Source organism: Aquimarina litoralis (genome assembly GCF_019295435.1).
GTDB classification, from domain to species: domain Bacteria; phylum Bacteroidota; class Bacteroidia; order Flavobacteriales; family Flavobacteriaceae; genus Aquimarina; species Aquimarina litoralis_A.
Genome location: NZ_WEKL01000073.1, coordinates 1 through 14343, shown reverse-complemented (window position 1 = coordinate 14343; position 14343 = coordinate 1). Strand labels below are relative to the sequence as shown.

At 35.1% G+C, this 14343-nt stretch carries 4 protein-coding genes and 1 pseudogene; all 5 read right to left on the bottom strand.

The window, feature by feature from the left end:
* Positions 1–4227: 4227 nt before the first annotated feature.
* Positions 4228–6438, bottom strand: a pseudogene (locus tag GBO31_RS27410) (DUF6923 family protein); the annotation flags it as partial.
* Between the two features lie 1207 nt (positions 6439–7645).
* Positions 7646–8620 (bottom strand): formylglycine-generating enzyme family protein, encoded by a 975-nt coding sequence (locus GBO31_RS22430; protein WP_246615963.1) that lies wholly within the window; start codon positions 8618–8620, stop codon positions 7646–7648.
* A gap of 293 nt (positions 8621–8913) precedes the next feature.
* Positions 8914–11979, bottom strand: coding sequence for a sulfatase-like hydrolase/transferase (locus tag GBO31_RS22425; protein WP_219010826.1), 3066 nt, complete (start codon positions 11977–11979; stop codon positions 8914–8916).
* Positions 11980–13136: 1157 nt separating this feature from the next.
* Positions 13137–13808 carry a response regulator gene (locus GBO31_RS22420; protein WP_219010825.1) on the bottom strand — a complete coding sequence of 224 codons (672 nt, stop codon included), beginning with the start codon at positions 13806–13808 and terminating at the stop codon, positions 13137–13139.
* 105 nt (positions 13809–13913) lie between these two features.
* On the bottom strand, positions 13914–14343 hold a 430-nt coding region (locus GBO31_RS22415), incomplete at its 5' end, for a sensor histidine kinase (RefSeq protein ID WP_246615962.1).

Here is a 14343-nt window from a genome sequence, read left to right as displayed (position 1 = left end):
GGTATCGGGAACATTGTCACCATTGGTATCATACCCTTCGGTAGCATCTGGAATACCATCGCCATCAGCATCGGTATCCACATAGTCCGCACCACCAGTGCCATCTATATCAACTACATCTGGATCTAAAGCAGTACCATTGGTATCATAAGCATCATTCACTCCATTACCATCGGTATCAGATTCATCTACTAAAGGTGTTAAAGGATCATCGACAATAGGGGCAATATAACCCGCTGTGGTCTGACCTTCGATATTATCTACTATACCATCATCATCTGCATCGATATCAATATAATTTGCTAAACCATCTGTATCTGTACTAAGAGGATTTGCAGTTGTTGCTGCAGAAGTATCATCAGACTCTAAAGCATTTGCCAAACCATTATCCCCAAAATCCAAAGTATTCCCATCAACAACACCATCATTATTGACATCCGTAGCTCCATTTTCTAATTGTCCAGATTCTACTAAGTCATATATTCCATCATCATCAGAATCCAAATCTAAATAATCAGGAATACCATCTCCATCTGTATCTAGTGCTACACAGTAACTAAAATCATAAAATTGTAAAGTTACATTGCCAGCGTTTCCATTTGATTTTCCTGCTACAATTGTTAATGAATCAATTGCTCCTAAAGACGATACAGCCACGGCATTATCCGGTGCGTTTGCTCCTCCTCCAGTTCCTGTTACTGTCTGTGGTCCATTAGTTTGGGAAAAATTAGCACCCGGAATATTAATATTACTAACAGTTAATGGCACATTATTTCCTCCCAATGAGGCAGAGAAATCAACTCTATCCGAATTGTCAATTCCTCCCCACTTAAATTGAGATAATAGAATCGGTTGATCAAAAGTAAATGTATATACAGCTACACTGATTGTAGCTGCATCAGCCGGATAAAAACTTCCATCTGGGAAATTAGTGTTTTCAGGTTGGGTGTTTATATAATCTCCAGTTATTCCTACATTGGATGTACTACTTATACCTCCATTCCAAGTAGCACTATTTAGTACTTGGAAATCAAATGTTCCTGTTACTCCTCCATAATTGTAAACATTATTTACAGTACCTGAAGCAGAACCCGTAGATCCTGTACTCACTTGCGTAAATGTCTGTCCTAAATCTACAAAACCAGTGGGACAATCCAGTTCAACAGTATCTAAAATACCATCATTATCATCATCTAAATCTACTGCATCACCAACCCCATCGCCATCTATATCATCAAAAGTAGCATCGCAGGCATCTGCAATACCATCTCCATCTGCATCTGGACCACCAATTTGCTGAAAATCCAATCCTCCTGTACTATCGCTATCCACAGGATCTGTATAAGAAGCTGCAACTACAGCTCCGTTAGCATCTATTGTTCCATCACCTGTATTTAATGGTTCAGTAGCTGTATTTCCCGGATTATAAATTCCTCCATCTCCTCCATCAGCATTTGCATCTGCATAGGCTTCATTGGCATCACTACATCCATCGCTATCACTATCTAAATTGAGATAATCTGGATCTGTAGCACCTATCGTATTAGTAGGAGTATTACCAGCTCCCGCACTTGTTGGAATTCCATTACTTGCAATATTATCTGTATTATTATCATCATCATCTGCTCTTCCTTCCTGTCCTGTGGCTCCACTAGGTGTACCACCAGCTTCTACTACGTCATAAATACCGTCATTGTCACTATCTAAATCTAAATAATCTGGCACTTGATCTCCATCATTATCAAATGCAGGATCCAATGTATCGCAAATTCCATTAAGATCACCATCTATACATACAGGAGCAGTAGCTGTTCCATTATCATCAAAATCCTGATAATTGAGTATCCCATCAGAATCAGCATCTGCAGAAGGGTCAACTCCTAAACTATTTTCCGTAGTATCCAAAATACCATCATTATCGTCATCTAAATCCAAGATATCACTTACGCCATCATTGTCTGTGTCAACAGGAGGTACACAGGCAGTTGCATCACTATCATCCTGGCTTGCTCCAACACTCTGTCCAGCACCGGMAACATCTGGTACTCCCACTGCTGTTCCCCCAACAACATTTCCAAGGTTAGTAGTTACTATACCTCCATTACCATCAGACAGTGTTCCTTGAGCAGTCTGTCCATTTGCAGCTTCAGTAAAACTTCCTCCTCCTTCTACAAAATCCGGACAACCATCATTATCACTATCCAAGTCAAAACAGTTAAAAATTCCATCACCATCATCATCAGCTCCATCCTGCAAGATTGTAATTGTAGATTGTGGAAAGAAATTCCAAAACATAGCTACAAAAGAGCCTATATTTCTACTGTCAAAAATATATAATGACACAGTTGACTGAGGGCTATCAAATTCAAACTGTGCTGTATGACCATTTGCATTTCCAGTCATATTTAGTAATACATTTGATGGGGTTGTATCTAAAGCTGCTAATGAATTAAAATTCCCTATTAAACTGATTACATTAGAACCATCTTCATCATTTACAATAAAGGTACCTACATCATTCGCTGCTGCATCGTTAAAACTTACAATTGCTCCTCCAGGTGCCGCATTCAAAGGATCTGTATCTATAGTCCAGCTTCCTGATTCGCTCCAAGCATACGAATCTCTTACATCCGTATTATTAGCTGGAGAAGTTAAACTATTGATATCGTTTATGGTTAAATTGGGAATACTAAAAGCTGTTGGAGAATTCTCAGAAGTCCAGACCAATTCTACATATTCATTATCTCCTAAAGGATCCTGATTACTTATTAATCCTGTCGTAGTATTAAATGCTACTGGAGTTCCAGCACTTACAGTTCCCGGTCCTTGATAGATATCTACTGCGTATGTTCCTGAAGCATCCGCAATACGTACTCCTAGAGAACCATCTGGAATTGTCCCTCCACCCGCTAAAAACGCAGAAGCTGGAATTGCAGACACCTGACCAAAGGCTACTGCAATTGGTTCTGGACACCCTTCATCAGTATCCAAAATACCATCATTATCATCGTCTAAATCCGAAGCATTTACCACACCATCATCATCTTCATCTCCCAATAGATCTGCTGGACCAACCGGATCAACAATCAAAGCAGGTGTTGCACTCTCATCACCAGCCAGACCATCTGTTAGTGTATAAGAAGTAGTAGGAACCGTATTTCCATTGATTAATTGTGTTCCTTGTGTTACCGTATAATTATCATAGTCTGCATCTCCAGCTCCAGGAGCTGAAGAACCGTATTTCCTAAAAACATTAATAGAAGTTGTATTATGCCAGTATATGATTACATTGGCAGACTGTCCTGCTGCTCCACATTGTAACGTAAAATCTACCAACCCTACTGGGTAATCGAAATTATCGTCTAAGGAAGCCAAATCAATTTCACGAACTGCTCTCATTTCGGTTATTGTAGAACAATCTCCTGCTACTACAACTTCTAAGGTTATATATCCTTTCCCTTTAGAATCTACAATTGAGGTTACATTTGGTTGTAGGGAATCTAGAATTCCATCATCATTCCCATCTCCGCCATTGGGTCCAGCATCTTCAGTTGCTGCATCTACCCCATCGCCATCATCGAGCACTGCACAAGCACTACTATCCCCCGAATCAGTTACCGCAGCAGTAGAATTCTGTGGACTTCCCGTAATTGTAGGCACTCCATCTACATCTACCACATCTCCCAGACTATCGTCAGCATCTAAAACTCCCACTATAAAACTTGCTGCTCCTTCAACAGCATCAGGACAACCATCGCCATCTGAATCTGTGGATTGGAAATCTGGAGGTCCTGTACTATCCGTATCTGCAATTGTATAGTTAATTGTTCCAGAATCTATCGGGTTTTCAACTCCATCAAAAAGTCCATTTGTTCCCGAACCGGTTTGTTGACCAGTAATTTTACCATTGGTTTGTGGTAGCCCATGACCAGCTTCTATTACATCATAAATCCCATCATTATCACTATCTAAATCAAAAAAGTCTGGAATTCCATCTCCATCGGTATCAAATGCAGCTTCTACTTGACCATCTACATTTCCAATTACCCCCATAGTATCATCATCATCTAAATATGCAAAAATTCCATCGACATCAACGTCACCATATGGGTCTGAAGGTGATTCATCAATATTTGGAATTCCATCTCCATCTGCATCTAAATCTAGCGGATCTAATGCAATATCGTTATCATCATCTATAGCTGATGGCGCTAAAGGACAAGCGAATCCATCATTACTTGTAGTTATAGCTGTGCTATTTAATAGAGATTCGGAAGGTGAACCTGTATCATAATCATTTATCAGATATAAACCTCCATCATTATAAGATGCATACAATCGATCTTCTGCATCTGTATAAACAGCACCATAATTCGTAGCTGTTGGAGTTGTTAATCCACCAACCAAGCTTTTTTCTAAGGTGGTAAGATTCCAAATAGCTACTTGTTGTGCATCATTTACTCCATATAAACTTCCATTAATAAAAGCTACATCGTTTACAGTACTACTTGGAATGGCAGTACCGCCTGGTCCCGTAAATGTAACCGGAACCAAAACAGGAGCTGGTCCACCAGCTACAATGGTTGATATATTTTCAATTCTATGATACTCTTGTCCGATATTAATCCATAAATTATCATTGTCATCTACATCCCCAGATATTCCACCACTTGTAAAACCAGTAATTGCACCAAGATCTTCGATAGCTCCATCTCCTCCAACTCTTATTAAATGATTGTTTATAGGACTTGTTCCTCCACCTTTACCGATTGCATAGACATAATCATCCATTCTATTATATCCTGCAGCATTGTACAAATCTGTCGTCGCTATTGGAGTTGAATATTCTCCGGTTATAGGATCATAGCTTCTTAGTTCTCCAGATATAATCTGATAAAATATCCCTTCACAGGTGAAAGGTGTTAATAAACTTACCGGTCCACAAGAACTACTATCTCCAGCATCGGTTACAGCAGCGGTTGTTGCCTGTGGGCTACCTGTAATTGTTGGTACTCCACTTAGATCAACTATATCTCCTAAGCTATTATCTATGTCTAAATCTGAGGTATTAAAACTTCCTGCCCCTTCAACAGCATCTGGACAACTATCGCCATCTGCATCTGTAGACTGAAAGTCTGGAGGACCACTACTATCTGTATCAGTAATTGTATAATTAACAATTCCTGATTCTGCGGGAGTTTCCACTCCATCAAAAAGTCCATTAGCACCAGAACCAGTGTCTTGCCCGGTAATTTTCCCATTGGTTTGTGGCAGTCCATGACCAGCTTCAATCACATCATAAATACCATCATTATCACTATCCAAATCAAAAAAGTCTGGAATTCCATCACCATCAGTATCAAAAGTAGCTTCTACTTGACCATCTACATTTCCTATAGCGCCAGTAGTTTCATTATCATCTAAATAAGCAGGAACCAAATCTGCATCCATATCTGCAAAAGGATCGGAAGGAGATTCATCAATATTGGTAATTCCGTCACCATCTAGATCTAAATCAAATGGATCTAAATTATTATCATCATCCTGATCTATTGATGAAGAGGCAGCAGCACAAGAAAATCCATCATTACGAGTTACATTATCTGTACTTGACAAATAAGTTGCAAAAGGAGCATTGGTAGTATAATCTTCAATAAGATATAATCCTCCATCATTATTGGAAACATATAACCTATCTTGAGCATCAGCAAAAACAGCTCCATAGTTAAGGCTACCTGTAGTTGGTAAGCCTGTAATTATTTCTATACGTCTATCTGGTGTTGGCGTAATTTCCCATATGTATAATTCATTTCCATCAACACCATAAAAAGCTCCATTTATGAAAGCTATGTCCAAGCAGCTCATAGGACCAGGAGCTGCACCTCCAAAAAATGGATTTGCCAAATTTGTAGTTGTTATGGTAGCAGAAGAATTTGCTGGTAATGTAGATACATTATCTATTCTACGTAATCGTTCACCAGCTCTTACATAAAGATCATCATTATCATCAACATCACCCGCGATATAAACTCCTGGTGTATCCAAAACACCTAAATCATCAAAGTCACCATTGCTATCTATTCGTATTAAATGACTAGCGTTGGGCTCACCATCTTCGATGATCGCATACAAATAATCATCTGTAGTATTGTAACCTCCTGCATTATATACTTCCAAGGTGCTTAAAGCAGTACCATAAGTACCATCTGCAGGATTGTATGGCCTTAATTCTCCATTAATTACCTGATAAAAAGTACTTGGACAGCTAAAAGGTGTAGTAGCTTGTCCGTATCCTTTTATACATCCGGAAAATAGGATTACAAGAATTAGGTAAAAACGTTTTATGTCAGTAAAACTTAACTTATGAACAACATCTTTAAATTGCTTGTAGGCTAATAAAGAAATTATACTTTGGATACATCGAGTAAAGATTCTCATGGGCTATACTGATAAAGTTATTTTGTGATTTGTTGTGAACAATTGTTCAAAGAGAAGATGGACTGATTTTATCTTCAACGATTTTAAGCATACATCTAAAGAAGAAAGTCTTCTTATAGCGTTCCTTTTATAGAAGCAAAAGGATATAAGACTCGTACTTATTTTTAAAAACCAAATCTGTATTTGATTAAATTGGATAAATTGAGAAAATATAGCTGGTAGATACGATGGATTTACACATGAAAAATTCGGTCTAACAATAGTAAATCCAAAAAGAGGAATACATAAATCAACAATATGTATCTTTTGAAGAATACTTCCTGAAAAAGAAAATATAGGCAGATTGCCTAAAGCAAAAGTGATTAACTTCATTAAGGTTGAATTATCATTAATAAATCTTTATCCTACCCTATTATTAACTGCTCGCCAAAGTTTATTAATAATCGGGCTTATCTAAATATGCTTAAAAATTATATCTATCTCATTTTATAAATACATTAATTATTTTAATGTTCATTTTTATTTATCAACTTCAATTGATGTAATATACTATTGAAATAAGTATACATAGATTGCTGAGTAATTCAGATACATATTATTTATCCAAACTAGCTAACTTATTTCTATACACTATTATTTAAATTTTGATTCCTTGAACTTAATTATGTCAAAGTATTCATAATCTAAAAAATTCTTACATAGTCAAAATAAAATATACAAACAGGTTTATTATGTGAAAAGCATACAATTATAAAGTGGGGTAGGAATAAATTTGTATTGAATGCTTTTATGAAACTATTTTAACTTTTTCAATATTTTAATTTAGTTTTCTTTAACAATATAAATTTATGGATAAAACATTGATTTGCAATATTATATAAACTCAAAATATTTACGGAAAAACCACAATCTTCTATTTTAAATAGATGCTATTGAAAATTATAAAGAAACTTTAATTAAATCTCAATTTTCATATTAAAACCTCATCAAAAAGCGTAAAATTCCCTTAAAAATTATGAAAAATAAAAATCAAAAAAATAATTTATATTCGAAAAAACAGTATTTTTTTCAGAATATATCTAAAATTCTAACTAAGTATTAAAAGTGTATACATCCAAAACTTTTATCTCAAAATATTTCGTGTTACAATTAAACCATAAAACAACTACGTTTATAATAGTTTAAAACATAAGAAAAATGGTATAATTTACTTTGAAAAACCTTCTAACTTACTGATATTAAGAACTGTTCTAAAACCTTTATGTTCTGAAGAAGAGTCTAAACTGTTACCCATTCTGGCAGCTATTCGATAGCTTGCGCAATAAGAGTCGTTGCATAAAAAAGATCCTCCTTTTATCACTTTTTCATGTATTTTATTCTCTTTTTTAATAGGTCCAGTTGGGTTATTTAAAACTTCATCCTTAATGGTTGCGTAATAATTAGCGTCATACCAATCTGAAGTCCATTCCCATACGTTTCCTGCCATATCAAAAATTCCAAAACTATTTGGAGTATATGTTTTTACGGGTGCGGTATTGTCAAATCCGTCTTTACTATCATTATCCATAGGAAAAACACCTGTATATGTATTGGCTCTTTTGGAAACTTCTGAAAAATCGTTACCCCAAAAGAAGATACGTTCTGATATTCCGCCAGAAGCGGCATACTCCCATTGAGCTTCAGTTGGTAATTCTCTTCCTGCCCATTTACAATAAGCCATGGCATCTTCATAAGCAATATGAACAACCGGATGATTTTCTTTTCCTTTGATGTCACTTTCGGGACCTTGCGGATGTTTCCAATTTGCTCCAATTTTCCATTTCCACCATTGTGAAAAATCATTCAAGTTCGCTACTCCATCGGGCCTATTTCTAAAAACAAGAGAACCTGGTTGTAACAAAGAGTCAGCAGGTTTAGGAGTTCCCGGCGGCAACTGTTTTTGTAATTCTTCCCAATCAATTGGTCTTTCTGCTAAGGTGATATAATGAGTTTCTTCAACAAATTGTGCAAATTGTGCATTCGTCACTTCTGTAATATCTATCAAAAAACTATCCACCACTACTAAATGTCTTGGTTTTTCATGATTCATTGCCATTTTATCAAATTCTTGAGCTCCTTGATAAAATGATCCTTGGGGTACTAAAACCATCCCTAAAGGAATACTATCCAATCTTTTCTTCATGACTTTCTTTTCTGTCAAATTGGGAATAGTCTTATTTTTTTGACATGAAACACTAATTAGGACAACTAAAAATCCAACTATCAATCTTTTAAAAAAATGTAAGTCACCTCTATTATCTATTCTTTTTCTATGGTTACATTCCATATAAGTAATGGGTTAAATTTGAAGAATAATTCATTTAACATATTAAAATTTCTACCCGAAATCTCCATAACAAATTAAAAAAATTAAGTGAGTAAGAACATCCTTCTTACTCACTTAATTCAATCAAATAACAATCTTAGATCCAACAACTATTCTTTCAATAACTGTTTAAAGATTGTTTGGTTATCAACCTCGATTTTGACAAAATATTGACCTACTGGTAGTTTTGAAGTAGCAATGGCGACATTTTCTGTTTCATTAGAAGATTGTATAGCTACCTTTTGCCCTAACATATTAAATATTTGAATAAACACTTTTTCTGCTTTGGTATTTTTAATAGATACGTATAACATTTCATTAAATGGATTAGGATAAACAATTGTTTCTAAAGAATCTTTCGTATTCGAAATATTCGGGTCATTATTTTTTACGATTTCTGAATTTCTTAATGAACTATTTATTTCGCAACCATTGATCACTACGTCATCAATGTATACCCAATCCTGATTTCCAGAAGCATCTGCTCTGAATCTTAATTGCGTATTTGCGGTAAATGGACCTCCAATAACTACTTGATCATTGTAACGTTGATCATTGACAAACTCATCATTTAGATTCCATTCTTCAATGGTAGTAAAACCAGTTCCTCCATCTGTAGATATTTGAAGCCAAAAATCTTCATTTACATTATCCATGCTACGGCAGTAATATGAAAAGTCCACTGTTAATTCATCATAAATTGTGAAATCAAATGAATTGGTAGTCATTACCGATGTATTGGTATTATCCTGTAATCTTATGCAATAACTTCCGGAATTAGCATAAGCAGCATCGCCAATATTTCTTCTCGCATCATCTCCTCCATCATTCCAAATACCCCATCCCGATTCAAAGTCTTCAGAATTGATTAAGGTATATGTACACTGTACTGGAGGATCTGTATCTTCTATACATCCCGCAGTTTTTACTTGCGCTTCTGATAGTGCTACTCCATATACTGCTACCGCATCCATTTTTCCAGTATAAAAGTTATCTGCGGTTTCACCAAAACTATCTCGAGTTTGTACTCCGCCTAAACCTCCTGATCCGGTATGTGTTGTTATCGTTGATGCAGCACTATTGTTAGAACTTGCTAGAGAACCATCTATATATAATTGATGAGCTGTTAAACTACCATTATATACTAAGGCCAAGTGATGCCAATCACCGTCGTTAGGAAATACTGCACTAAGCGTACTTGCTGAACTATTACTACTTCTTACAATAGTTTCTACATTCGTTCCATTCAATCTCATCACAAACCCTCTAGATCCTCCTCCTTCTTCAAAAAGGTCCTGAATTCCGCTCAGTGATGTTGGTTTTACCCACATTGTAATTGTTCTAGCGTTGGTAGTTGCAATCATGAATGGTCCTGGATTTTGACTATACTGTATTTTTGTAGTTCCATCAAAAACAAAGGATTGATCTCCTTCTTTAAAATCTACCGTATCATAAGATAGATTCCCTACTGTACTAATTGCATTGTTACCATTAGAAGAATAATCATCAGTGCCAACACTCGAATCAAAATTCCACAATGCTAAATAGCTATCTGGCGATACGCAAGAAGGGTCTGTTGGTGGCGATGTTATTTCGATAATTTCTGGTAACGGAACTGTATTTCCATTGCTTCTAAAGGTAGGTAAGGGAGCAGATACTGCTATCAAATGATTTCTAAGATCCGTACTCATATCATTAGCAATGGTTAAAATTGCTGTATCTGGTGATCCAGCTAATAAATCCGTAGCTTCACTTATATCCGTTGACAAATTATACAATTCATAGGAAGCAGTTTCATAATAATGTATCAATTTATAATCTCCTTTTCGTATGATAGAAACTGGTCGTTGATCTCGCTGACTATTTGCAATATATCCCGGAAAATGCCAGTATAAAGCATCTCTTCCTAAATTAGGATTTACTCCAGTAAGCATATCCCATTGGCTTACACCATCTATGTCATAATTGGTAGGTAAAGAAGCTCCTGTGATTGCTGCTAAGGTCGGATATAAGTCAAATGCCTGAATTGGAGTATTATTCACTGTTCCCATATTGGCTAATAATCCTTCAGACCAAGCAAAAGTTACCGAACGTATTCCTCCTTCTGTATATTCTCCCTTCATTCCTTTTAGTGGAACATTATCTTGTGGACCATTGGCACCTCCATTATCAGAAATAAAGTATACCAATGTATTAGCAGAAAGCATGTTACCGGGATTTCTAGGATCTGGTGTAGTTTTTAAATAGTCAACAATTCTACTAATTGATTGATCCATTCCTTCCAAAATTGCCGCTTGTGAGATATTGTTGTGTCCTATTTGACTTGGATTGGTATTATTTTTAGCTACATATTTCGCATACAAATCCGGTCTTGCATTGGCTTGTCCCCAAGGACCGTGAATTGCATAATTACTAAAATGCATAAAGAAAGGATTACTCTTATTGGTTTCCATGAAGTCCAAAGCTGCATCTGCTAATGCATCGGTTACATGTTTAGGAGTACCATCTAAAGAAGTATCTCCTGCCAGTTCCAAAGATTCTGCTGCTGTGTAAGGAGCTGCATAAACATCCAGTTCTGGACCGATTCTTGGGTGAAACTCCCAATTACCACCTGATAAAGCAGCGAAATAAGAACCCGGTGCTCCATCAGAATCTCCACCATAGTTAAAATCAAAGCCTTGAAGTAATGGTCCATTATTTAAACTTCCGCCAGAATGATATTTTCCAAAATGTGCTGTGGTATAACCTGCAGTTTTTACTGTTTCTGCAATGGTAATAGCACTAGCAGGAATCTCATCTTCTCCATTAGACAAGCCTTGACTTGGTCCCACTAGTAGTGAATTTGAATCTCCTCTGTTCAATCCATTTACAGCAAAAACATTGTTAGTAGGTCTGGATGCCCATTGACCACTCAAAATTGCCGCTCTTGTAGGAGCGCAGTTCGCTCCATTTACATATGAATTGGGAAACGCGATCCCTTCATTAGCTAATAAGTCTATTGTTGGCGTCTCATAAAAATCACTAGGATTATTCATACTGGTATCTACAGAACTTGTCTGAGACCAGCCCATATCATCAGCGATGATAACGACAACATTAGGGGATTGTGCTAAAACTATTTCTGAGTAGCTAAAAACAATCAGAAATAACCATACTAAATGCATACTTTTTTTCATAGGGTAGGTTTTTAATTTAATTGGGTACATATTTTACTTTTCATTTTTTAAAACATTCATTCCGATTACAACTTTGTAAAATGGATCGTAATCAACTCTTCCCTTTTTTTAAACTTATAAGAGCTTTTATAAAAATTTCAGGATCAAATTTTATGAAAGACAAATGCTACATTGAAATATGTTTCAAAAAACACTACCGAATCATGAAATACACTAAGTATTAGCACTTTTGTTTAACGGTTTATAATTATATTTGAAACTAAATTGATCGTAACGGAAATACTTTAAGGGAAAAATAACCGTTACAAGCTTTACCCAATCCCTAGTAAATAAGGAAATACATCCTAAAGGTTGATTTCATTGTAAATTGATCTTTATCCTGACCCTGTTTTTGTTTGCTCGCCAAAGTTTTACAATTGCAGGGTTTTATATTGTTCTTACTACTGTTACATATTACTTATTTTTATTTTTCTTCTTTGACATAAATAAAAAAGAGTATCATAACTGATTGAACGATATACTGAAAATAACTTGGGCGTTATTTTCATACTACTGATAAGTGGGATTGAAGAGAAATAGCTAATCACATATTTCCATAATGCTGAATAGTAATTGTTTTTCATACACAGACAAAAGTTGGTTCAAAAATTAATACACAAGACCTTGGGGCTCTTGAAACAATTGCGATTATGAACAGATAGAAATATTGTGTGACAAAAGACACTGCTACTAACAGCTATCTTACTATAAAACTATACAGATTTTGTAGGGGTAAGAAACACCAACCTATATAAGTTTTACGAATCGACAAGTCGATTATCTATGGTTTACGTTTAGTTTTTTTTAACAATATAAATTTATATATAATACATTGATTTACAATGATATATAAACTCAAAATACTTACGGAAAAACCATAATTGATTTTTAAAAGAGAATTTTCCAAGAAACTTTACATTAATCTCAGTAAAACTTGAAAACTGATAAAAGCTTATCAATAAAAACGGAAAATTCCCTATATTTTTTATGAATTACACATTCTTAAACAAGGGAAAAAATCACCTGTTTATTTTATCAAAACATATCATCTCTAACTAGTGAATTCAAAAAAAGCAGCTCTTAGAGCTGCTTTAGTAGATATAGTCTATAACTTGCTTTTATACGAATCCTCTTTTACGAGCTTCTTCTAATAATTTCTGATCATCAGCTTTGGCGATCGAGAACATCTCCTTAATCTGGTTTTTACGTTTCTCTATCGCACTTAACGAAAGACTCACATAATTCGGTAAATTCTTAGTTTTTACACCTCTAGAAAGATGGTATAAAATCTTTAGATTTTTCTCATCTAGAGAGAAATTATTGGTCATCATTTTTCTAAAATGATTATTTACCGTCGCACTGTAATAAGGGGTACCACTTACGATATTATTAAACGCTAATAATAACTCTGCAGAAGTTAGATCACTTTTGATTAAGAAACCAGAAGGATTGATATTCTTTAATATATTATGAATCCTATGATCCTCTCTATGCATCGTTAGGATAATAATTTTTGCTTTTGGAAGTAACTCTTTGGCATGTTTTGCTAAATCTTCTCCAGAGGTAATCGAACCATCAGAAGAAGGTGGCAACTTAATGTCTACAAAAAGCATGTCATAAGGAGTCGTTTTAGAAGATTTTAGAATATTCTGATATGCATCATCACAATTGGACGCGATATCAATTTTGATTTGATATTCTTTTTGATTTTCTCCTAATAAGGTGTTCTTGTAGCCTTCGATAATCATTGGATGATCATCAATCATAAGAACTTTTAACTTTTTCTTCATTTTTAAAATTTTGTATCAATTGTTATCCGATCTAGCTTATATATGTAACTATAAAATACTTGTTATAGTATACAAAATTGATAGATATAATAACTTTTGCATTAATTAAATTGGTATGCCTACAGATACTTTGGTACCTGCATCCTGATTACTAATAAAATCTACTACACCGTTCATCTGGGTAACTCTGGATGTAATATTTTTTAAACCAATTCCTCTTTTTACCTTACTGCTTTTAAATCCGATTCCATCATCTAAAATAGTAAGATTTATTTTATCATCCACAAAATCGAAGTTTATTTTTACGCTTTTTGCCTTAGCATGTTTAAATATATTCTGTAGTGACTCTTGTATAATACGGAATAAATTTACCTTTTTCTGATCATCAACTACTTCCCAATCAATGTTTTCATCATTGGCAAACTCAAACTCCATTTTATGCACAGTACACAGATCACTTACTAAACTTTCTACAACATCTACATAGGCAATATCTGGAGATAAAGTTTCTGTACCCAGATCATGCGATATCAAT

Excerpts from the sequence above, each read along its gene's own strand:
- GBO31_RS22430 (WP_246615963.1), bottom strand. The coding sequence starts at position 8,620 with ATGAAGAAAAGATTGGATAGTATTCCTTTAGGGATGGTTTTAGTACCC.
- GBO31_RS22425 (WP_219010826.1), bottom strand. The coding sequence starts at position 11,979 with ATGAAAAAAAGTATGCATTTAGTATGGTTATTTCTGATTGTTTTTAGC.
- GBO31_RS22420 (WP_219010825.1), bottom strand. The coding sequence starts at position 13,808 with ATGAAGAAAAAGTTAAAAGTTCTTATGATTGATGATCATCCAATGATT.